The 18,716-nt window shown below is 70.7% G+C and carries 18 protein-coding genes; 9 read left to right on the forward strand and 9 right to left on the reverse strand.

Annotated features, from left to right (window positions below):
* Nucleotides 1-187: 187 nt before the first annotated feature.
* Entirely contained in the window at nt 188-1,474 is a 1,287-nt protein-coding gene (locus ACFYL6_RS32185) for a hypothetical protein (protein WP_387176993.1), read from the forward strand.
* A gap of 51 nt (nt 1,475-1,525) precedes the next feature.
* On the opposite strand, the gene otsB is transcribed toward ACFYL6_RS32185, so the two are convergent.
* From otsB to ACFYL6_RS32200, 3 genes are all read right to left on the reverse strand, one after another.
* Nucleotides 1,526-4,090 (reverse strand): trehalose-phosphatase, encoded by a 2,565-nt coding sequence (gene otsB, locus ACFYL6_RS32190; RefSeq protein ID WP_387177032.1) that lies wholly within the window; start codon nt 4,088-4,090, stop codon nt 1,526-1,528.
* A 41-nt stretch (nt 4,091-4,131) separates the two neighbouring features.
* The gene (locus tag ACFYL6_RS32195; protein WP_030333449.1) at nt 4,132-5,532 is read right to left on the reverse strand and encodes a trehalose-6-phosphate synthase; all 1,401 of its coding nucleotides are present in this window, start codon (nt 5,530-5,532) and stop codon (nt 4,132-4,134) included.
* 275 nt (nt 5,533-5,807) lie between these two features.
* Nucleotides 5,808-6,089, reverse strand: a complete 282-nt coding sequence (locus ACFYL6_RS32200) for a hypothetical protein (protein ID WP_387176994.1) — start codon at nt 6,087-6,089, stop codon at nt 5,808-5,810.
* A gap of 209 nt (nt 6,090-6,298) precedes the next feature.
* Here ACFYL6_RS32200 and ettA point away from each other — a divergent pair, with 209 nt between their 5' ends.
* The 4 genes from ettA (at nt 6,299) to ACFYL6_RS32220 (ending at nt 9,891) form a co-directional block, all read left to right on the forward strand.
* Nucleotides 6,299-7,975, forward strand: a complete 1,677-nt coding sequence (gene ettA, locus ACFYL6_RS32205; protein ID WP_387176995.1) for an energy-dependent translational throttle protein EttA — start codon at nt 6,299-6,301, stop codon at nt 7,973-7,975.
* 13 nt (nt 7,976-7,988) lie between these two features.
* Nucleotides 7,989-8,435: a thioesterase family protein gene (locus ACFYL6_RS32210; RefSeq protein WP_112584127.1), complete on the forward strand. Its 447-nt coding sequence runs from the start codon at nt 7,989-7,991 to the stop codon at nt 8,433-8,435.
* Nucleotides 8,432-9,175, forward strand: a complete 744-nt coding sequence (locus ACFYL6_RS32215; protein ID WP_387176996.1) for a hypothetical protein — start codon at nt 8,432-8,434, stop codon at nt 9,173-9,175. The genes ACFYL6_RS32210 and ACFYL6_RS32215 overlap by 4 nt, the downstream gene beginning before the upstream one ends.
* A 131-nt stretch (nt 9,176-9,306) precedes the next feature.
* Entirely contained in the window at nt 9,307-9,891 is a 585-nt protein-coding gene (locus ACFYL6_RS32220; protein WP_387176997.1) for a YbjN domain-containing protein, read from the forward strand.
* A 21-nt stretch (nt 9,892-9,912) separates the two neighbouring features.
* On the opposite strand, the gene ACFYL6_RS32225 is transcribed toward ACFYL6_RS32220, so the two are convergent.
* The 4 genes from ACFYL6_RS32225 to ACFYL6_RS32240 form a co-directional block, all read right to left on the reverse strand.
* Entirely contained in the window at nt 9,913-10,341 is a 429-nt protein-coding gene (locus ACFYL6_RS32225; RefSeq protein WP_387176998.1) for a globin, read from the reverse strand.
* A gap of 67 nt (nt 10,342-10,408) precedes the next feature.
* Nucleotides 10,409-11,788, reverse strand: coding sequence for an MFS transporter (locus ACFYL6_RS32230; RefSeq protein ID WP_387176999.1), 1,380 nt, complete (start codon nt 11,786-11,788; stop codon nt 10,409-10,411).
* Nucleotides 11,789-12,020: 232 nt separating this feature from the next.
* Nucleotides 12,021-13,079: a mechanosensitive ion channel family protein gene (locus ACFYL6_RS32235; RefSeq protein ID WP_387177000.1), complete on the reverse strand. Its 1,059-nt coding sequence runs from the start codon at nt 13,077-13,079 to the stop codon at nt 12,021-12,023.
* A 61-nt stretch (nt 13,080-13,140) separates the two neighbouring features.
* Nucleotides 13,141-13,863 (reverse strand): hypothetical protein, encoded by a 723-nt coding sequence (locus ACFYL6_RS32240; RefSeq protein ID WP_387177001.1) that lies wholly within the window; start codon nt 13,861-13,863, stop codon nt 13,141-13,143.
* Between the two features lie 300 nt (nt 13,864-14,163).
* Here ACFYL6_RS32240 and ACFYL6_RS32245 point away from each other — a divergent pair, with 300 nt between their 5' ends.
* A complete protein-coding gene (locus tag ACFYL6_RS32245; RefSeq protein WP_030333470.1) occupies nt 14,164-14,700 on the forward strand; it encodes an HNH endonuclease in 537 nt (178 codons plus the stop codon).
* Between the two features lie 15 nt (nt 14,701-14,715).
* On the opposite strand, the gene ACFYL6_RS32250 is transcribed toward ACFYL6_RS32245, so the two are convergent.
* Nucleotides 14,716-16,305: a DUF6194 family protein gene (locus ACFYL6_RS32250; RefSeq protein ID WP_387177002.1), complete on the reverse strand. Its 1,590-nt coding sequence runs from the start codon at nt 16,303-16,305 to the stop codon at nt 14,716-14,718.
* A 54-nt stretch (nt 16,306-16,359) separates the two neighbouring features.
* Here ACFYL6_RS32250 and ACFYL6_RS32255 point away from each other — a divergent pair, with 54 nt between their 5' ends.
* The 3 genes from ACFYL6_RS32255 to ACFYL6_RS32265 all read left to right on the forward strand — a co-directional run bounded on the left by ACFYL6_RS32255 (nt 16,360) and on the right by ACFYL6_RS32265 (nt 17,909).
* Nucleotides 16,360-17,133, forward strand: a complete 774-nt coding sequence (locus ACFYL6_RS32255) for a MerR family transcriptional regulator (protein WP_387177003.1) — start codon at nt 16,360-16,362, stop codon at nt 17,131-17,133.
* Between the two features lie 90 nt (nt 17,134-17,223).
* Nucleotides 17,224-17,502 carry a type II toxin-antitoxin system Phd/YefM family antitoxin gene (locus tag ACFYL6_RS32260; protein WP_387177004.1) on the forward strand — a complete coding sequence of 93 codons (279 nt, stop codon included), beginning with the start codon at nt 17,224-17,226 and terminating at the stop codon, nt 17,500-17,502.
* Complete coding sequence (locus ACFYL6_RS32265; protein WP_387177005.1) at nt 17,499-17,909, forward strand: type II toxin-antitoxin system VapC family toxin; 411 nt, start codon at nt 17,499-17,501, stop codon at nt 17,907-17,909. The genes ACFYL6_RS32260 and ACFYL6_RS32265 overlap by 4 nt, the downstream gene beginning before the upstream one ends.
* A gap of 24 nt (nt 17,910-17,933) precedes the next feature.
* Here ACFYL6_RS32265 and ACFYL6_RS32270 read toward each other — a convergent pair whose 3' ends face one another.
* Nucleotides 17,934-18,707: a class F sortase gene (locus ACFYL6_RS32270; protein ID WP_387177033.1), complete on the reverse strand. Its 774-nt coding sequence runs from the start codon at nt 18,705-18,707 to the stop codon at nt 17,934-17,936.
* Between the last annotated feature and the right edge of the window lie 9 nt (nt 18,708-18,716).

Genomic DNA, 18,716 nt, shown 5'->3' on the forward strand with positions numbered 1-18,716 from the left:
CTCAACGACCGCCCCCGCATGACCCTGGGCTGGGCAACCCCAGGCGAGAAAATGACCCAACTCCTCAATGTTGCAACCACCGGTTGAGCCCGCCGTGCTAACGGAAACTGTCCAAGATTGCCAGCTGCGGCGGCGCCGACCGTCGCGAGCGGTGGAAGCGTCGGTGGCTGTCGGCACAATGTCGACCATGTTCACCGTGAAGGATCCTCACGAGACGTGGCGGACGAAACTGCTCACACCCGTCGCGCTGCGCTGCGGAAGCCCCGGCCTGACCACCACCTTCGAGGATCTCCCCTCGCGATGGCGCGATGCTCCGATCCGGACCCTGAGGTGCACGGACGCGGACGGCAACTGGGGCGTCCTGGTCACGGTGGTTCGTGGCCATCGCCAACAGCCGAGCGACTCGCTCGTCGGCAACGAGTTCGGCCGGGACCCGCACACCGCCTACGACCTGGACTCGCCCGGCGAGCTGGTGTACGAGGTGCAGGTGACCGAGGACGACGGGTCCGACGAGCACGAGCTGCTGGCGTTCCGGCTCTTCGGCGACCCGCAGGAGGCCGGGGCGGAGGTGCTGCGGTGGGCCGGGAAGAAGGCCGCGTACTCGGTCCGTCCGTCGGTCGAACGGGCCGAGATACGGCAGCGCCGGGAGCGTCGACAGTTCGACCATCGCCAGGCCAGCGCGGCATCGCCGCTGGTTCGGATCGGCGTGGTGTCGGACGAGGCCACCGCCGACCTCGACGCCATCGACAGGTCCGCGTTGTGCTGGCACTTCCCGCGCGGGAACACAGGTGCCTACCTGCGATCCGCGGTGGTCGCACTGGCCGGCTACGGCGAGCAGCGGCCGCACCTGCGGGGCCGGTGGCTCACCGCACGGGTCGACGGCGAGGAGTTGGTCATCGGCACCGAGGACCTGATCCCGGCCAACCAGCGGCACCGCTGGGACAGCGCCCGCGGGCTGTGGGACCGCCGACAGGCGAACACCCCGGCAGGGCTCCGCTGGCAGGTCGATCGGGTCGAGCAGGCCGCCCCCGCGGTCGCGGCCGTCCGCCGTGGCGCGTTGTCCGAGGCGCTGACCAACGCCGGGGTGGAGACGGATCCCGAGCTCGACGCGTTGCTGACCGGCGTGCCGTACCGGCTCTCCGACGCCGAACTCACCCCCACCTGGGTGGCGAACCTGTACCGCGGTCTCGCCGACCTCGCGCCCTGGCGGCTGGACGCGGCGTACCGAGGTTGGCGTGACGGCCGGCAGGCACAGGGGCTGCCGGTCCGAGATCCGGTTGTCCTGTTCGGCCTCGGCGGCGTCGGCGCGGCCCGTAAACCGAAGCTCGCGCTCGACCACACCGGCGACGCCCCGCTGTTGTGCCTGATCCACACCGGCAGCAGCGCCGTGCTGCCGTACGCGCACTGGACGGTGCCCACCGACCTCGGTGCCCGCCTGTACGGGTGGCAACCGAGCCTGCCGTACCCGCGGTGACCGACGGGGCCGAAGCGTAAGCGCTACGGCCCCGTCAGTACGAACGGTCGACTACTGCTTGAGCATGTTGTCCAGCAGCAGGGCACAGCGGATCAGACCGAGGTGGCTGTACGCCTGCGGGTGGTTGCCCAGGCCGCGCTCGGCGAGCGGGTCGTACTGCTCGGGGAGCAGGCCGGTCGGGCCGGCGGTCAGCACCATCTGCGCGAACAGCTCCTCGGCGTCGGTGCGCCGGCCGGTGCGCAGGTACGCCTCGATCAGCCACGCCGTGCAGATGTGGAAACCGCCCTCACGGCCGGGCAGGCCGTCGTCCCAGTGGTAGCGGTAGACGACCGGGCCGCTGCGCAGGTCCGCCTCGATCCGCAGGACGGTGGACAGGAAGCGCGGGTCGTCGCCCGGGAGCAGGCCGGAGAGCCCGATCCAGAGTGACGAGGCGTCCATGTCCTCGTCCCCGTACGCGACGCTGTACGCCTCGACGTCGGAGTGCCAGCCGTGCTCCAGCACGTTGGCGCCGATCCGGTCCCGCAGGTCCTTCCACTCGGGCCGGTCCTCGCCGCCGTGCTCGCGCATCACGTGCAGTGCGCGGTCGACGGTCATCCAGCACATCACCTTGGAGAAGACGTGGTGCCGGGGTGGCAGCCGGGCCTCCCAGATGCCGTGGTCGGGCTCGTGCCAACGGCGGCGGACCGCCTCGACCATGTTCTCCAGGACCCGCCACTCGTCGTCGCGGACCGAACCGCGGGCGTCGGCGACGGCCGCGATCAGGTCGGCGATCGGGCCGAAGACGTCCAGCTGCAACTGGTGGTTGGCGAGGTTCCCGACCCGGACCGGCCGGGAGCCGGCGTACCCGGGCAGCGTGTCGATGACCGCCTCGGCGCCCAGCTCGAAGCCGTCGATGGTGTAGAGCGGGTGCAGTCGCTCCGGGTGCCCGCCGGTGCGCTCGATGCAGCCGTCCACCCAGCGCAGCAGCGCCTCGGCCTCCTCGACGGAGCCCAGGTCGACAAGTGCGCGGGCGGTCAGCGCGGCGTCGCGCAGCCAGCAGTAGCGGTAGTCCCAGTTACGGACGCCGCCCAGTTCCTCGGGGAGCGAGGTGGTCGCCGCGGCCAGGATCGAGCCGGTGGCTTCGTGGCAGAGCCCGCGCAGGGTGAGGGCGCTGCGCGCGACCAGGTCCCGGGCGGTGGACGGCAGCCGCAGCGAGGCCACCCAGTCCTTCCACGGCTGCTCGGCGGCGGCCTGCCGCTCGTGGATCGGCACCCGGTGGTGCTCCAGGCTGTGCGTGCCGAAGCGCAGCTCCAGCACGACCTGGCCACCGGCCGCGGAGAGGTCGACGATGGCCTTGGCGGTCTCGTAACCGCCGTCGTTGCGGACCTCCCACTCCACGCCGGGGGCGTAGAGCGCGACCGGTTCGTTGGAGCCGAGCACCAGCAGGCCGTCGCCGAGCGGCTGCAACTGCACGGCGACCTGACCGAACTCGGGCCTCGGCGCGAACTCCACCCGGGCCTTGCCACTGCCGGTGAGCACCCGGATCAGGGTCGAGTCGCCGGTGATGACCGCCGGGCTGTCGTCCGGGGTGGTCTCGCGGGCCGGCTTGTCCAGCCAGTCGGTGACGGTGAGCCCGGACCAGCGGGTCTCCACGGTCATGGTGCCGGAGCGGTAGCGCTGACCCAGCGGGATGCCGCCGCGTTCCGGGGCGACGCTGAAGTGACCGGCCGGGCTGCCGCCGACCAGGTCGGCGAAGATCGCCGCCGAGTCCGGCTTGGGGTGGCAGAGCCAGCTCACCTTGGCCTCGGGGGTGAGCAGCGCGACGGTACGACCGTTGGCCAGCATGGAGTGCCGTTCGATCGGCACCGCCCGCTCACCGAACAGCCAGTGCCGCCGGGTCTCCAACAGCAGCGCCAGCGCGCGGGCGGCCTCCAGCGGGTCGGCGACCCGGTAGCTGGCCTGGGTGTCGCCGGGGCCGATCTTGATGCCGAGGTCGGGACCGTGCAGGTGGCCGAACGCGTTCTCGTCGGTGACGTCGTCGCCGATGAACAGCACCGCGCTGGAGGCGAGCTGGGTCCGGAGCTGGTCGAGTGCGGTGCCCTTGTGGGTGGCCACCACGGAGAGCTCGATGACCTCCTTGCCCTGGGTCACCGTGACACCGTCGAAGGTGGCCGGACCGTTGCGGACCGCCTCGATGGCGGCGGCGGCGATCTGCGGGTCGACGCCGCGGGTGTGCATGGCGACGCTTGCCGGTTTGCGTTCCAGCCGGATGCCCGGGTGCTGGGCGGCGATCTCCCGCAGCGCGTTGCGGACCTGGGTGCGCACGGCGACCAGCTCGGGGGAGAGCCGCTCGACGAAGCCGATGTCGAATTCGGAGCCGTGGCTGCCGACGAGGTGCACCTCGCTGGGCAGCCGCGAGAGCGCGGCCAGGTCGCGCAGCGCCCGACCGGAGACCACCGCCACGGTGGTCTGCGGCAGCGCGGCGAGCGCGCGGACCGCGGCCACCGACTCGGGCAGCGGGACGGCCGTGCTCGGGTCCTCCACGATCGGCGCCAGCGTGCCGTCATAGTCGCAGGCGACCAGGAGCTGGGGGACCCGGGCGATCCGGCCGATGGCGGAGCGCAACTCAGGGTCCATGACCCCGGTGGCGCTTGCCGCCCCATCGTTGACGGACGTGTTCACTCGGCCTCCGCCTCGGGAACTCCGAGCTCCGAGAGGAAAGACTTGGCCCAGTGGCCCACGTCGTGGGTACGCAGGTGACGTTGCATTGTCCGCATCCGGCGGCGTGCCTCGGTTTTCTCCACGTGCACTGCCCGGAGGAGGGCGTCCTTGACCGCGTCCGGGTCGTGCGGGTTACACAAAAATGCCTGGCGAAGCTCGGTGGCGGCACCGGCGAACTCACTGAGGACGAGTGCGCCACCCTGGTCGGCACGTGATGCTACGTATTCCTTCGCCACGAGGTTCATGCCGTCTCGCAACGGGGTCACCATCATCACGTCGGCAGCAACGTACATCGCCGCCAGCTCACTGCGACTGTACGACTGATGAAGGTAATGGACCGCCGGCACGCCGACCCTGCCGAACTCGCCGTTGATCCGACCGACCTCGCGCTCGACCTTGACCCGTAGTGCCTGGTAGTGCTCCACGCGCTCGCGGCTGGGCGTGGCCACCTGAACCATGACCGCGTCGGGAACTGTCAACTTTCCGTCAGCCAGCAGCTCCCGGAAGGCCTTGAGTCGCAACTCGATGCCCTTGGTGTAATCCAGCCGGTCCACGCCCAGGATTATCGTCTTCGGGTCGCCCAACTCGGCGCGAATCTGCTTGGCCCGGGCCTGGATCGCCGGGTCGGCGGCCATCCGCTCCATCTCCTGGGTGTCGATCGAGATGGGGAAGGCGCCCGCCTTCACCTGCCGACCGTCGACCTGGATCATCTGCCCCTCGTAGCGCAGCCCGAGCAGGTGCCGGGCCAGCCGGACGAAGTTCTGTGCGGCCAGCCGCTGCTGGAAACCGACCAGGTCGGCGCCGAGGAGACCGCGCAGGATCTCGGTGCGGAACGGCATCTGCATGAACAGCTCGATCGGCGGGAACGGGATGTGCAGGAAGAACCCGATCCGCAGGTCCGGGCGTAGCTCACGGAGCATCGCCGGTACCAACTGGAGCTGGTAGTCCTGCACCCAGACCGTCGCGCCCTCGGCCGCCACGTCGGCCGCGGCCTCCGCGAACCGGGCGTTGACCAGGCGGTACGCCTCCCGCCACCGGCGCTTGTAGGCCGGCGTCTCCACCGCGTCGTGGTAGAGCGGCCAGATCGTCGCGTTGGACTGGCCCTCGTAGTAGCGCTCCAGCTCCTCGGCGCTGAGCGGGACCGGGTGCAGCCGGATCCCCTCCAGGTCGAACGGCTCGGGTGCCGCACCGGTGCCACCGGCCCAGCCGACCCAGGTGCCCTTGTGTTCGGCGAGTACGGGGTGCAGCGCGGTGACCAGCCCGCCAGGGCTGCGTCGCCACTGCCGGCCCTCGGGTGTGCTCACCTCGTCGACCGGCAGACGGTTCGCCACTACGACAAAGGAGCTACGGACGGTCACGATCGGCCACCTCCGGGTACTGACGGGTCCACCGCGATGAGCGTACTGAGCGTAGCTGCGGCGTCTTGTGCCCCGTGCCGGAGTCTCCTACCCGCCTCGGTCCGACCGAATCCTAGAGGTGATCTTGTCGACAGCCCCGTCGGTCAGAGGTCGATGATCGGCCATTCCTTCGGCAGCACCTCGCCGAGCAACTCCCGCCGATCCGTCATGATCGGTGTGATCGCCCGAGCCGCCTCCATCGCAGCCTGGGCCAGGTCCATGGCCGGCACACTCCGTCAGGAGTCAACACCGGGTGCATCCGGCGTGCCCGCCCTGGGTCCTGCGACGAGGGAACCCAGCTCCGGTGTGATCAGCTCCAGTGCCCTGTCCAATACCCGCCCGGCCTGCTCCAACCGAGCCGGCGAGAGCGCGAAACCCGCCTGCCGGAGTGTGTGCAGGGTGCGCTCGTCGGCCATGTCCTTTCGCACGCACTCCGTCACGAAGGCGGAGATGTCCGGTTCCTCGGCCAGCCGGTCGGCCAGCTCGTCCGGCAGCTCGATGACGAACTCGGTAGACATCGAGTCACGATAAAAAGCGAACTGCCGAGCGGCAACGCGGCGCGCCCGCGTACTCCTGGGGCGGGGTGATGTGGGCGAACCGCGCCGTACCTGTCAGGATTGACGATGGCGTGCGCGCGGCCGGCTCCCGGCCGGCGGCGGCGGGCGGTCCTCGCAGCCCGCGCCGCGCCGCCGATCAGCGACAGCAACCGACGGAGGTAGCCCGCACCGTGGCCCAGTACATCTACGTCCTGGAAAAGGCGCGCAAGGCGCACGGCGACAAGGTCGTGCTCGACAACGTCACGTTGAGCTTCCTGCCGGGGGCCAAGATCGGTGTGCTCGGTCCGAACGGCGCCGGTAAGTCCAGCCTCCTCAAGATCATGGCAGGGCTGGACAAGCCGAGCAACGGCGAGGCCCGACTCATGCCCGGCTACACCGTCGGCATGCTCGCCCAGGAGCCCCCGCTCAACGAGGCCAAGACCGTGCTCGGCAACGTCGAGGAGGCGGTCGCCGAGACCAAGGCCAAGCTGGAGCGGTTCAACAAGATCGCCGAGCAGATGGCGACCGACTACTCCGACGAGCTGATGGAGGAGATGGGCAAGCTCCAGGAGGAGCTCGACCACCTCGACGCCTGGGACGTCGACTCCAAGCTCGAACTGGCGATGGACGCGCTGCGCTGCCCGCCGCCGGACGCCGACGTGACCCAGCTCTCCGGTGGTGAGCGTCGCCGGGTCGCGCTCTGCAAGCTGCTGCTGGAGGCGCCCGACCTGCTGCTGCTCGACGAGCCCACCAACCACCTGGACGCGGAGAGCGTCTCCTGGCTGGAGCAGCACCTGGCGAAGTACGCCGGCACCGTCATGGCGATCACCCACGACCGGTACTTCCTCGACAACGTGGCCGGCTGGATCCTGGAGCTGGACCGTGGCCGGGCGATCGGGTACGAGGGCAACTACTCCACCTACCTGGAGAAGAAGGCCGCCCGGCTGGCCGTCGAGGGCCGCCGCGACGCCAAGATGAAGAAGCGCCTCACCGAGGAGCTGGACTGGGTCCGCTCCAACGCCAAGGCCCGGCAGACCAAGTCCAAGGCCCGCCTGGACCGGTACGACGAGATGGCCAGCGAGGCGGAGAAGACCCGCAAGCTGGACTTCGAGGAGATCCAGATCCCGCCGGGTCCGCGCCTGGGCAGCACGGTGATCGAGGCGCAGAACCTCAGCAAGGGCTTCGGCGACCGGCTGTTGATCGAGAACCTGTCGTTCTCGCTGCCGCGCAACGGCATCGTCGGCATCATCGGCCCCAACGGCGTCGGCAAGACCACGCTGTTCAAGACCATCGTCGGGCTGGAGGAGCCGACCGGCGGGTCGGTGCGGGTCGGCGAGACGGTCTCGCTGTCGTACGTCGACCAGAACCGTGAGGGCCTCAACGGCGACAAGACCGTCTGGGAGGTCGTCTCCGACGGACTGGACTACCTGATGGTGGGCAAGGTCGAGATGCCGTCGCGGGCGTACATCGCCGCGTTCGGCTTCAAGGGCCCGGACCAGCAGAAGCCGACGAAGGTTCTCTCCGGCGGTGAGCGCAACCGGCTCAACCTGGCGCTGACCCTGAAGATCGGCGGCAACGTCATCCTGCTCGACGAGCCGACGAACGACCTGGACGTGGAGACGCTGTCCAGCCTGGAGAACGCGCTTCTGGAGTTCCCCGGCTGCGCCGTGGTCATCTCCCACGACCGGATGTTCCTGGACCGCGTCGCCACCCACATCCTGGCCTGGGAGGGTGACGACCAGGACCCGGCCAAGTGGTTCTGGTTCGAGGGCAACTTCGAGGCGTACGAGAAGAACAAGATCGACCGCCTCGGCGCGGAGGCCGCCCGGCCGCACCGGGTGACGTACCGCAAGCTGACCCGCGACTGACCGGGCCGAGAAGGTGTCTGACCGCTTCGTCTACCACTGCACCCTGCGCTGGTCCGACCTGGACGCGTACGGCCACGTCAACAACTCGCGCTTCCTCACCCTGTACGAGGAGGCGCGGGTGGCGTTGATGTTCGCCGGTGGCCGGGCGTGGGGAGTCGGCTCGTTCGCCGACGGGGTGGTGATCCGCCGGCACGAGGTCGACTACCTGCGCCCGGTCGACTACGCGCTCGGCCGGGCCACCGCGGAGGCGGCGCCCACCGTGCGCATCGAGCTGTGGGTGGAGGAGATCCGGGCCTCCCGGTTCACCGTCGCCTACGAGCTGTACGACGGCGAGGTGCTGGCCAGCCGTGCCCGCTCGGTGCTGGTGCCGTTCGACCTGACCCGTCAGGTGCCCCGGCGGATCACCACCGAGGAACGGGACTTCCTGCTCACGTACGCGCCGCAGGGCGGTGTGGCGTGACCCAGCCGGGCACCGCTGAGCCGGGCCGGGTGGCGTCGTCGGCGTCCACGCATGGTGTCGTCGGCGTGGCCGACGCGGGCGCCTTCCTGGCCCGGCTGGTCCGGCTGGATCCGGTCGCGCCGGTTCGGCTGCGGCCGGCCGGCGCACCCGGCCGGGTCGCCCTGTGGGCCCGGCTGCCGTGGCAGGTTCTGGTGGTCCGCACGGTTGCCGGTGGGCCGGCCGACGGTGTCGCCGAGGACGTCACAGTGGCGGCGGCGGAGCTGCTCGCCGAACTGGAGCGGGGCGGCACGGCCCTGCCGACCCGCCGGGACGCCCAGTGGCGGTGGCCGCTGCCGCCGACGCGGAGCCGCCAGGTGGAGGCGCTGCCCGTCGCCGAGGTGCGCCGGATCGCGGACGCGGCGGCGGGCACCCTGCGGACCGCGAGCGAGCAGGGTGTCGCCGGCCGTGCCGTGGGCCAGCGGGCCCTGCGTGACGCGTTGCTCGACCACGTGGCGGTGCTGATCACCCCGGACGGGACGCCCGCCGCGCCGGTCGAGGTGCCGCAGCGGCTGGTGCAGGGGGTGGTCCGGATGGGCTTCCTCGGCGCCGCCGCCGACCCGGCGACTGACGACGGCGGGAACGCCGTTCAGGTGCGGGTGGCCGGTCGTTGGGTTGGCCTGGTGGGACCGCACGGAGCGGCATGGTTGCAGAAGGCCACGGATCTTGCCGTGACACCCCTGAGTACTCGTCCGAACGGATGACCCCAGATCATTCTTCTGGTCAGGGGCGGTCGTTGGGGGGGTGCTTCAACCCGGCTGTCCGGGTACCGTCCATCCTCGGATCCAACGCACCGTAGGCGACTGGATCCGCTGGGGAGTGAGGTGCGCGAGCGATGCCGTGGTGGTCATGGCGCCCCGGTCCCGCCGACGGCGGCGATCCGGATACCCGAAGCGGGATCACAGTCGACAGTGCGGTCCGGGTCGGGCCGCCCAGCCCTCGCCAGCCGGGGGACGACTGCCCGTCCAACGAGCGGCCAGTGCTGACCGAGATGCCCGCCACCGTCGAGCCGGTGAGTCTGCGCCGGGTCTGTGACGCACTCGACCTGCTCGACGTGCGCTACCTGGCCGATGGCGACGGCAACCTGCTGGCGATGTGGGAGCGGCACGCCGTGCTGGTCACCCTGGAAGGCCCGGAGGACGAGATCCTGGTCATGCGGGCACGTCCGCACGCCACGGTCCCGCCGGACTGGGCCGACCGGGCGTACCGGGTGGTCAACGAGTGGAACCACACCCGCCGGTTCTGCAAGGCGTACATCGGTGACCCGACCGAGCGCGGTCAGCTGCCGATCTACGCCGAGCTTCAGGTGCCGCTCGGTGCCGGGACCCACGACGCGCTCCTGGTCGAGATGCTCGACTGCGGCGCGGCGGTCGCCACCAGCTTCGTGGACTGGCTGCACGACGAGGGCGCGCTGCTCTGACGCCCCCGCGGGTCGGGCGGGTCAGCCGTGGTTGGCCGGGTCGTCCTCGACGTTGACCATGAAGTACGCGGCCCGCTCCAGGTAGTCCCAGAGGGTGCCGGCGATCTCCGGCTCAAGGTCGAGCCGGTCCACGGCGCGGCGCATGTTCCGCAGCCAGGCGTCCCGTTCGGCCGCGCCGATCCGGAACGGCGCGTGCCGCATCCGCAGCCGCGGGTGCCCGCGCTGGGCGGAGTACGTGTTCGGCCCGCCCCAGTACTGCATCAGGAACAGGGTCATCCGGTCCGCGGCCGGGCCCAGGTCCTCCTCCGGGTACATGGGCCGCAGCAGGGGGTCGGTGGCGACGCCGGCGTAGAACTCATCGACGAGCTTGCGGAAGGTGGGTTCGCCGCCGACCGCTTCGAAGAGGGTCATCGACGCACCGGGACGGTCGGAATCACCTGCGGAGGTCACCGTTCCATCCTGCCAGGTGCGCCCGGTGCCGACCCGACCCGTACGGCGTGCGTCGGATCACGCCGGGTCAGGTGACCGCGTGCCGGCGGTGACCGTCACCGGCATGCGGGTCGGACGTGCCTCCCACCGTGCCGTCGCTGACCGGGCCGTTGGCGGCGGGCGGAGCGGCGTTGGCCGCCGAGGCGGCGGCGATCGCGTCGTCCACGGTCTGCCGGTCCGGCCAGCGCAGCGTGGCCACCGCCATGAGCACCACCCCGGCTGCGCTCCACAGCCCGACCACGACCGGGATGGGGAACCGCTCGGCGAGCACACCGGTGACCAGCACCGCGAGCCCCTGGATGACCTGCACACCGGTAGCCATCACGCCGAAGGCACGGGCCCGGAACCCGTTCGGCAGCGCCTGGACGAACAACCCGTTGGCCATCGGCAGCATGCCGGCGACCGCGAAACCGCAGAGCGCGGCGAGCAGCGCGACCACCAGCGGCGGGGGGTCGAGCAGCACCGGTACGAGCAACAATGGGGCCAGGACCGCGAGCGGCCGCATCAGCTTCAGCCGGCGAGCCGGACCGAACAGGCGACTCACCAGCAACCCACCGAGGATGAAACCGACTGGGTTGGCCACCATGATCGCTGCCTGTGCGGTGCCCGCGCTCACGGCGCCACGGCTCTCGTCGTTGGCCCAGGCCGCGGCCAGCCCCTCCGGAACGATCGAGAAGAGCATCGCGCTGAACACCAGCACCGCGATGGCCCGCAGCACCGGTGTGCGGAACACGATGCCGAACCCCTGACGGGTCTCACGCAGCAGGTGGCTGCGCTGCGCCGGGTTCATCACCGCCGGGCGGTGGCGTACACCGAGGCGAACCAGCAGCGCCGAGAGACCGAACGTGGCCGCGTTGAACAGCAGCGCCACCTCCGGGTCGATCGCGGCGACGGCGGCGCCGAAAACGTACCCGACGACCTGCGCGGCCTGCCCGACGCTGCTGTTCAGCGACAGCCCCACCACCAGTCGGTCCCCGGTGAGCAGTTGCGGGATCAGCGCGGACTTCGCCGCCTGGCTCGGTGGGTTGGCCAACGTGGCGGCGAAGATGAGCAACAGCACCGCCTGGTACGGCAGGGCCGGGATGGCGATGAGCAGCATCAGCGCCATCCGGATGAGGTCGCACGCCACCATCACCCGTCGGTAGGCGTACCGCTCCGCGAGTGCGGCGAGCACGGGACCGCCGAGCAGCCACGGCAGGAAGCTGACCGCGAAGGCAGCCGCGGAGAGCGCGACGGACCGGGTCTGCTGAAAGACGAGCAGGGTGACGGCGGCCTTCGCGACATAGTCGCCGACCCAGGAGAGTGCACCAGCCACGAACACAGCCCGGAACTCGCGCTGGGCGAACACCTCACGAAATGTGGCGGGGCCTTCCGTGGAAGGTCGCTCGTCAGGCACCGTCGCCTCCATCGGCCCCGGCTCGGCCGCTCGTGGCAGCCCGGCCGGAAGCTCTCGTCAGATCTACGGATCAGCGAGGATGTGATCACGCTTTGGTGGGAACGCGTGCTCCGGATTCTGCCCGATCGTCTGACAACTAGCTAGGTCGAACGGGTCGTTCGTCGCCTCCCCGACTGAACGAACGGACGATACCCGAGGGGCCGGCCGGCTCGCGACCCCTGAATTCCAGGACAGTGTCGCGGCCTCAGGTGGCACCGCCCTGACCAGTCTCGCCCTCCGGCAACGGCCGGGTCGTCAGGCCGGGATAGATGCGGGCGGCCGCGATCTGCGCGGTGATCCCCGAGTTCTCCAGAGCCTCCGCGAGACGTCGACGCAACTCCCGGCCCACCGCGAACTGCCCGTCCGCGGTCGTCTTCACCACCGTGCGGATGACCGCGCCGTCCACCGTCACCTGCTCGACACCCAGCACCTCGGGCGCCTCCACGATCTCCGGCGACAGCTCCGGGTCCATCGCGATCGAGGCGGCGGCGGTCCGGAGAACCGCCGTGGCCTCCTCGGTGCTGTTGAAGCCGATGGGCAGGTCCACCACCACCAGAGCCCAGCCCTGGCTCTTGTTGCCCACCCGGATGATCTCGCCGTTGCGGATGTACCAGAGCACGCCGCGGCCGTCGCGCACGGTGGTGACCCGCAGGCCCACCGACTCGACCACGCCCATCGCCTCGCCCAGGTCGACGTTGTCGCCCACGCCGTACTGGTCCTCGATCAGCATGAAGAGGCCGGCGATCAGGTCCTTCACCAGGCTCTGCGCGCCGAAGCCCAGCGCGACGCCGGCGATCCCCGCGCTGGCCAGCAGCGGAGCCAGGTCGAAACTGAACTCGCGCAGGATCATCAGCAGCGCGATGCCGAAGACGAACGCGGTGGTCAGGCTGCGCAGCACCGACCCGATCGCCTCGGCCCGCTGCCGGCGCCGCTCGGGTACGAACTCGGCCGGGTCGGCCGCGGCGGTGGGCACCCGCTCGCGCAGCGGCCGCAGCATCGTCGGCACCGCACCGTCGGTGGTCGTCCGGACCAGCCGGTTGATCGTCCGGTGCAACGCCCAGCGGGCCACCATCGCCAGTGCCAGGATCAGCAGGACCCGAAGCGGTTTGAGCAGGATCCAGTAGCTTCCCTCGGCGAACCAGGCGGACCCGGTGATCCGGTAGATCCACTCGCAGGAGGTGCTGCCCTGGCAGCTCACCGAGACGGTGTCGGGCAGGGCTAGGGGCGTCACGCTGGCGGCACTCACCCTGTCTTCGTACCGCAAGGGGCCCGAGCGCCCGCCGCCGACCCACCGGCCGGGTGACCTACCGTCCCGGGCAGGATGCTCACCCTCTCCCGGGCAACGCGGCAAGGAGTCGTTCGTACTCGGCCTGACCACCGATCGCCGCCCGGTGTTCGGGGTGAGCGACGTAGTGCCCGATCACCGCGGCGAGAAATCCGGCGTCGACGTTGACTCTCCGCGTCGCTCCCCGGCTCTGCGGAATGCCGCGCTGCCGAACCAGTTGGGGTTCCGTGATCCTCGTTCCCAGCCACAGGCGGAGGTCGGCGGCCGAGGGGATCTGCGGGACCTGGAGGGCCTCCCACGGCATGGTGCGCGAGCCCAGCGCCCACGTCTGCCGTACCCCGGACGGATGCAGCCGTGTCCCCTGACCCCGCCACGCCCACGTCACCAGCAGCGCGGCCAGGACCACCCAGAGAACGTCGAAAACCACGTCGAACGTCGACAGCGTGCCCTGTCTGGTCGAGCGCACCAGTGCGCCGACGTGGGTGGATGCGGGCCCGAGGTAACCCAGGGCGAAGAACACCGTCCAGGCCGGCCCGGGTGTGGCGAAGGCCGGAATCTGCGGCTGCACCACGAGGTAGGCGGGCCGGACCCCCATGACGACGACCGCCAGGACCAGGGCTGCCAGGGAGATGAGGATCAACAGACGCTGCCCCACCAGGTACGTGGACCCTCGGTTTGCGGCGTTCACACCGACCAGGAGAAGCCCGAGTGCCAGGACGACGTGCCGGTGGCGCACGGTCGCAGCGGAAAGTCTGTCGATCATGCCCGTGACCATAGGGGCCGACGGCCGCTGGACCTGCTGGCCGATCGGTCGAGGGTGAGCACCGAAGCGTCGTGAACCCGTCACCATGGCCGCGTCCGCCCAGGCTGGAGCGGCTCCCCGTCCCGGCCTGGGTGATCCGCTTACCAGAAGAGAGATTAGTACGTGCAATCCGGGGTCCGATCAGGGACTATTGGCGCAACGGACGTCGGTGATCGGCCCGGCGTCGACCGTGTGGGCCAGTGTGCCCGGCCCCGGTCGGCGGCGGTTCGCAGCAGCCGCTGAACCGGGAGGGTGAGCGCGATGCCTGACATACGACCCACGGTGGGCTCCGGCGCGTTGGTCCTCAACGCCACCTACGAGCCGCTGTGTGTCGTGTCGGTGCGTCGCGCCGCGATCCTCGTCCTCTCCGCCAAGGCGGTCTGCGTCGCCGATGGTGACGGCATCCTGCACAGCGCCCGCGACGCGCTCCCGGTGCCGTCCGTGGTCCGGCTGACGCGCTTCGTCCGGGTGCCGTACCGCACGCATGTCGGGCTGTCCCGGCGGGCGATCTTCGCCCGGGACGGGTGGCGGTGCGCCTACTGCCGGGGCCCGGCCGAGACCATCGACCACGTGTTCCCGCGCAGCCGGGGCGGCCGGCACGCCTGGGAGAACGTGGTCGCCGCGTGCGCCCGGTGCAACCACACCAAGGGTGACAAGACCCCGGCCGAGATGGGGTGGCGGTTACACGCGTTGCCGGCCGCCCCCAAGGGCACCGCCTGGCGGGTGCTCGGGCACCGCGCCCCCGACCCCCGCTGGGCCGACTGGCTGGACCTGCGGGAGCCGGAAGCAGCCGCCTGAACACGAGGGGCGTGGTCAGGCTCCGGGGTGGGTTGCCCGGCGCGCTGCGCGTTCGTGGCGGTCGACCGCCCGGCGGTACGCGACGGCGAGGAGCCGGTCGATCTCGGGCAGCAGTTGCGGGCCGGGCATGACGATGCTGGCGAAGCCGTACTGGGCGTAGCCCGGGTGCGGCACGAGGGTGTCCAGTCGGGCGAAGTCGAACTCGTGCCGGTGCTCCTCGAATGCCTTGGGCGGGAAGCCGAACAGCCGCTCGAACTCGGTGCGGCCCAGCTCCAGGTTGAGGCGGAAGACACCGGGGCGGTCCAGCTGTGCGGCCTCGTCGAAGCCGGGCACGTCGTGCTCGACGATGGTGGCGAACGGCTGGCGGCGGTCCGGGCCGACAAAGAAGAACCGGTCGCCCCGGGCGGCCTCGGGTGATCCGTTCTCCTCGCTCGCCACGAGCTGTTCGACGCCGGGCAGCGCGACGATCCGATCGGCGAGCACGGCGGCGTCGACACCGGTCGGGATGTGCAGGACCGCGTCGGCGTGTTCGATGGTGGCCCGGTCCAGTGGGAAGTAGCGGTAGTCGTGCGTCCGCTGCTCGGCCGCCGCGATGTCGGACGCCGGCAGGTACCGGGGAAGCTCGCTCTCCTGCTGGAGTCTGCCCTCGTAGGTCGAGGCGGCGGGTGCCCCGATGCCGAGCGCCGGGCTCGCGCCGAGGCTGCCGGCGATCACCGCGTACCGGTCGCCCAGCAGCGACGCGATGATCGCTCCGGCGCCGGCCCAGGACACCTCCGTGTCGGCAAGCGTCATCGTGCTCAGGTGGCGTTGGAGGTGCGTGTTGTGCGCGAAGACCAGCGTGGGCCCGCGGTGTGCCTCGGCCGATCGGATCGCGAGCAGGTTCTCGGCCATCAGCGCGTCCCGGACCGCGGCCAGGCGAGCGAAGCGGTCCGCCTGGGCAAGTGGTGCGGCGGCCGCGGCGTGGTACCGCAGCAACGCGACCGCGGCGGTGGCGTGCACGTACGCCGCCGCCCAGCCCGCTGACTTCCAGGGCGCCCGCAGGTACAACTCGGTCAGCAGGTCGTCGGCGAGCACCCGCAACCGCTGGGCGTCGGTCGAGCGTCCGACCGATCGGCCCGGTTCCCAGATCGCGGCCGTGTCGCTCCACCGCGCCTCGTCCCCGATCAAGTCGTCGATCTCGGCAGACCGGTCCAGGCCGAGGAAGTGGCAGACCTGGTCGAGGTGGCGGCGCGGGCTCGGAGCGCTCTCCAGCTCCACCGGGGCGTCGAAGCCGTGAAACGTCAGGCGCTCGCCGGCCGGCCGTCCGGCGTTCCACTCCCGCATCCGCAGCAGGAGGTCACGGTTGGCCGGGGCCGCGCCGAATCCGTGGCTGAACCCTTCGGCGAGCGCACGGTCGAGCGTCACGGCCGCGACGCCCTGCACGAACTCGTTCGCGATCAGCCCGGCCGCCCGGTCGCTCTCCACCGCGATCGAGCGGTAGCCGTGCTCAGCCAGCGACAGAAAGGCCTCGTTGCGGAGCTGAAGGAAGGCGGACTCACCATGCGTCGGCTCGCCGAGCGCGAGCAGGTCCGGGGATACCGCCAGCAGGTCGAGAAAAGGTGGCATTCCATGAACCGTATCGTTGAACCAGCGTGTGAGACTTTCGAGCGGCGGAGCGCGGTGACAACCACAAAACCTTCAAACCCAGGGGTACGACGACCGGTCGATCTCGCGCGTGCCCACGGCCTGTCCGCGCAGGCGGTGCGCAACTACGAGCGGGACGGCGTCCTGCCTCCGGCCCAGCGCACCCCGAACGGCTACCGTCGCTTCACCGAGCTGCACGCCAAGGCGCTGAGTGCCTACCTCGCGTTGATCGCGGGCCACGGCTACGCGGCCAGCGGCGAGATCATGCGGGCCGTCAACCGGGGCGAGATCGATGCGGCGCTGCGCACCATCGATGCGGGCCATGCCCTGCTCCAGCGCGACCGGGAGACCCTGGACGCGGTCGAGACGGCGGTGGCGACGCTCACCGGAACGAGACCGCAACCGCAGAGCCGGAAGGCCGTGCCGGTCAGCGTGCTGGCGCACCGGCTCGGTCTGCAGCCGGCGACGCTGCGCAAATGGGAGCGGGCCGGGGTGCTGCGGCCGGTACGTGATCCGGTGACCCACTACCGGCTCTACCTTCCCGACGACGTCCGTGACGCCGAACTCGCCCACCTGTTGCGCCGCGGCGGGTACCGACTCGACCACATCGCCGGCGTGCTCGGTCGAGTGCGCGACGCCGGCGGTGCCGAACCGCTCGCCGCGTCGCTGCGCCAGTGGCGGCAACGTCTCACCGAGCGAGGCCGGGCCATGCTCACCGGGGCCGCCCGGCTCGCCGACTACGTCGACGCTGCTCAGCCACCCGAGCGCGCCTTGACCAGCGAGGCGAAGACCACCACGTTGTCCGCGTAGCCGGTCTCGCCGCCGACCCACTGGCCGCCGTCTTCTCGATACGAGGCGAATAGGCTCGCGGTGTAGAACATTTAGTTCTACACTGTGTTCGTGGAGCGTATCGGGGTCCGAGAGCTGAACCAGAACACGAGTCAGGTGCTGGCTCGGGTAAGTGGTGGCGAGACGGTCGAGATCACCGATCGCGGGCGCCCCGTCGCCCGACTCGTTCCGGTTAGCGACGACAGGTCAGTGCTGGCCAAGCTTGTGGCGGCGGGACGGGCAGTCGCTCCAACCGGCGGTGGCCCTGTCCCGCTTCCGCCCAAGCTCGGCGCTGAGGATGTGGACGTCGCCGCCACGCTCGCTGAGATGCGGGACGAGGAGCGCTGGTGATTTATCTCGACTCCGCCGCCGTTGTGAAGCTGGTTCGGCAGGAGGAATGCAGCGCTGACCTCGTCTCCTGGCTCAACAGCCACGGAGACGTCCCGCTGGCCTCCTCCGCCCTCGTCGAGGTTGAGGTGCCCAGAGCGTTGCGCCGATCAGCCCCGCAAGCGTTGATCGGAGTGCCGGCTGCCGTCGGGCGTCTCTTCCGGCTGGAGATCGACAGCACTGTCCGCGCGACCGCAGCTGCGTTCGCCGAGCCGACGCTACGCAGCCTCGACGCCATTCACCTTGCCACGGCCCAGGTTCTGACAAACGAGTCCGGAACAACACTTATCGCATTCGTCAGTTACGATCGGCGACTGCTCGACTGTGCCAAGGCTGCAGGGTTGCCCGTGGCAAGCCCGGGCCAGAACTGACCCGTAGTTCCGATCTGCCCGCCCTCACCCTGAACGCGCCTTGACCAGCGAGGCGAAGACCACCACGTTGTCCGCGTAGCCGGTCTCGCCGCCGACCCACTGGCCACCGCAGGTGATCAGTCGGAGGCTCGGGCGGCTGAAGTCGCCGTACACCTCGTCCACCGGCAGTCGGCCCTTGTCGAACTTCTCCACCGAGTTCACCTCGAAGACCGCCACTCGCTGGTCGGTGCGCGTGACCTCGATCTCGTCACCGGCGCGCAGCTCGCGGATCTTGTGGAAGACCGCCGGCCCGCTGGTGGTGTCGACGTGCCCGACGATCACGGCTGGGCCGTACTGGCCCGGGGTGGGCCCCTGGTCGTACCAGCCGGCCTCCTGGGCGCGGGCCGCGTCCGGCACGGCGATCGTGCCGTCCGGGGCGATGCCCACGTCGTGTACGGGCGCCCGCAGGTCGATCTTCTCGATGGCGAGGCTTGTCGGATGGCTTGCCGGCAGCACCGGGAATTTCTTCGGTGGCGGTCGCAGGCCGGCGCTGAGCCGGTCCGGCAGCAGGCTCATTCCGGTCACCTGCTCGACGCCGAGCATCGCCACGATCAGCACCATCAGCGCGGCGATGGCCAGCACCGGCAACCCGGGGCTCGTACCGAAACGGTGTCGGGCCGACGGCGGCCCGGCGGGACGCTTCGGCGGCAGCGGGCGCGCGGCCGGGTCGGTGGTGGTGACGCTGGCCGTCACGGCCTGCCCGGCGACCCGGCGCAGCCGTCCGGAGACGCGGGCGACCAGCCGGCCGGACGCGCGCAGCGCCGGCCC

The organism is Micromonospora sp. NPDC007208 (genome assembly GCF_042869175.1).
GTDB classification, from domain to species: Bacteria; Actinomycetota; Actinomycetes; order Mycobacteriales; family Micromonosporaceae; genus Micromonospora; species Micromonospora foliorum.